The sequence below is a fragment of the Elstera sp. genome, from assembly GCF_044372965.1.
In the GTDB taxonomy this organism is placed as follows: Bacteria; Pseudomonadota; Alphaproteobacteria; order Elsterales; family Elsteraceae; genus Elstera.
Genome location: NZ_JBILQX010000285.1, coordinates 1 through 3,090 on the forward strand (window position 1 = coordinate 1; position 3,090 = coordinate 3,090).

The window sequence follows — 3,090 nt, forward strand, 5'->3', positions numbered from 1 at the left end:
AAAACTGCCCATCTGGACCAAATCGAGCGATTCCGCGACCCGCTTGGCAATATCGGCCTTGGAAACCCCATCCATCCGCAGCCCAAACCCGACATTTTGCTCCACGCTCATGTGCGGAAACAGCGCGTAGGACTGGAACATCATATTCACCGGGCGCGCGTAAGGCGGCACCGTGGACATATCCTGCCCGTCGATGAGAATGCGGCCCTCCGTTGGCGTTTCGAACCCCGCCAGCATGCGCAGCAGGGTGGTCTTGCCGCAACCGGAGCCGCCTAACAGCGCGAAGAGTTCGCCGGGGTAAATATCGACACTGACCCCATCGACCGCGACGAAATCGCCGAACGTCTTGCGGACCTCCTGAATCTGGATCATCGGCTTCGCCGCTGGGTCGCGCCAAGGCTGTACGCGCTGTCCTGAGACACCGCCTAGGGAGCGGGGGGGAGGATTGGCCGTCGCAGTGGGGGGGACATTCGGCATACCGGGTGGTGCCTCCAGCAAGGCGAGGGTCGCTAAGGGAAAAGGCGCGCTAGCTTCTTAACGAAACTAACGCGCCCTTGGGAGTCTTTCTTCAAGAAGCCGCTGGGCCTAACGACCCGTCTTCACCCGCGTCCAAGCGCGCGTGCGGGCGCGTTCGAACTCTTTATCGGCGGGGGTGATGGTGAAGAGGCGCGCGCGCACTTCCGCCGGCGGATAGATGCCGGGGTTGCTGCGTACCGCTTCCGACACGAGCGCGGTCGAGGCCTTATTGCCATTGGCGTAGCCGGTGAGGTCCGAACTCGCAGCAACCACACTCGGCTTCATCAGATGATCGAGAATGGCGTGGGCCAAATCCGGGTTCGGGGCGCTTTTGGGGATCGCCAGCGTATCGACCCAAAGCTGCGCGCCTTCCGACGGGATCGAGTAGTTCACCGTCACGCCGCGCTTAGCTTCTGCCGCGCGGGTGGAGGCCTGAATAATATCACCCGAATAGCCGAAGGCGACGCAGATATCGCCATTGGCAAGGCCGTTGATATATTCCGACGAGTGGAACTTGCGGATGAAGGGCCGCACTTTCAGCAGCGCATCGGTGGCCTTATCGAGATCGGCGACCGACTTGCTATCGGGCGGCAGACCTAAGTATTGCAGCACGGTCGGGAAAACATCCGTCGGCGCATCCAGCACCATCACACCGCAGGCCTTGAACTTCGACACGACTTCGGGATCGAGAATCATTTTCATCGAATAAACCGGCGCGTCGGCGGCGATGGTTTTCACCTTCGTCACATTGTAGCCGATGCCATTCGTGCCCCACATCCAGGGAATGGCGTGGGCATTGTTCGGATCAGCCGAGGCCATCGCCTTCAGAATTTCGGGGTCGAGGTTGCCGAGGTTCTTCAACTTGCTCTTATCAAGCGGCTGATACAGACCGGCGGCGACCTGACGGGCAAGGAACGGCTGTGCGGTCGGGCCAACTACATCATAGCCGGATTTGCCCGCCGTCAGTTTCGCTTCCAGCACTTCCTGACTATCGTAAACGTCGTAATTGACCTTAACGCCGGTTTCCTTGGTGAAGTCTTCCAGCACTTTCGGATCGATGTAATCCGACCAGTTATAGACGTTCACAACCTTCTTTTGCGCCAAAGCGGCCGGGGCGAATGCCGCGCCGACAAGGCCAAGACACAAAGCGGTGGTGCTAGCCCAAATTTTAACCGTGTGCATCCCTGTCATCTCCTTGAAATAACCGGCTCTTCGGCCTTTTGCAGTTGCGAGGTCCACCTTACGGCAGACGCCCCCGATGTCAACGCAGCCTTACACGTTCAGCAGCAAAAATTCCCGCTCCCAGGAGGAGATGACACGCTGATAGGCGTCATACTCGTGCTGCTTCACCGCCGTCAGCGCCTGCACAAAGCGTTCGCCCAAGACCTGCCGGAGCGGGCGGGACCGGTTGAGCTTCTGCATAGCGTCGAACAAATGGCGGGGGAGGGTATGGGCCATATCATAGGCGCTCCCTACCACCGGATCGCTTGGCTCCAACTCCTCGATCATACCGAGGTAGCCGGCTGCGAGCGAGGCGGCAATCGCGAGATAGGGGTTGGTATCGGCCCCCGCCACGCGGTTTTCCACCCGCCGCGCGTCCTGGCTGGAGACGGGAACGCGAAGGCCCGTGGTGCGGTTGTCGTGGCCCCACTGCACATTGATCGGCGCGTCAGAGAAGCGCTGCAAACGGCGGTAGGAATTGACGTTGGGGGCCATCAGCGGCAGCAGCGCAGGCAGATATTTCTGCAAGCCCGCGATATGCGACAGGAACAGCGGCGAGTTTTCGCCATTCTCCAGCGCAAACAGGTTCTGGCCGGTCGTGCTATCCAGCAGGCTTTGGTGAATATGCATCGAGCTGCCGGGCTCGTTGTGCATCGGCTTCGCCATGAAGGTGGCATAAAGATTATGCCGCAAGCCGGTTTGCCGCACCGTGCGCTTGAACAGAAACACCTGATCGGCCAGCGATAGGGCGGGGCCGTGGTTGAAGTTGATCTCCATTTGCGCCGCGCCCGCTTCGTGGGTCAGCGTGTCGATGTCGATTTCCTGCTTTTCGCAGTAGTCGTAAATATCTTCGAACAGCGGATCGAACTCGTTCACCGCGTCGATGCCATAGGCTTGGCGCGCCGTTTCCGGCCGCCCTGAGCGCCCGATGGGCGGCTCCAGCGGGTAATCGGGGTCGGTATTGGGCTTCACCAGGTAGAATTCCAACTCCGGCGCGACCACGGGAGTCCAGCCCTTCGCCTCGTAGAGCCGCAGCACGCGCCGCAGCACTTCGCGCGGGGAAATATCGACGACGCGGCCATCGGCATAAACGCAGTCGGTGATCACCTGGGCCGTTGGTTCCGAGTACCAGGGCACCAGCCGGATCGTATCCGGGTCTGGACGTAAGAATACGTCCGAATTGGCGGGGTTGGTTACGGTTTCGTCGGGCGGATAATCGCCGCTGATCGTTTGCACGAAAATCGCTTCGGGAATTCGAAGCCCGCGATCCCCAAAACTGGTCAGGAATTTTTGCGCCGGGAGGATCTTACCCCGGGGGATACCCGACATATCGGGCACCAGGCATTCGACTTC

The 3,090-nt window shown here is 60.2% G+C and carries 3 protein-coding genes; all 3 read right to left on the bottom strand.

From position 1 onward, the window contains the following. A partial coding sequence (locus tag ACIQ36_RS19655) for an ABC transporter ATP-binding protein (RefSeq protein ID WP_395832512.1) occupies positions 1 to 372 on the bottom strand: 372 nt, incomplete at its 3' end. A gap of 213 nt (positions 373 to 585) precedes the next feature. Beyond that, the gene (locus tag ACIQ36_RS19660) at positions 586 to 1,698 is read right to left on the bottom strand and encodes a polyamine ABC transporter substrate-binding protein (protein WP_395832514.1); all 1,113 of its coding nucleotides are present in this window, start codon (positions 1,696 to 1,698) and stop codon (positions 586 to 588) included. A gap of 90 nt (positions 1,699 to 1,788) precedes the next feature. Further along, a partial coding sequence (locus ACIQ36_RS19665; protein ID WP_395832516.1) for a glutamine synthetase family protein occupies positions 1,789 to 3,090 on the bottom strand: 1,302 nt, incomplete at its 5' end.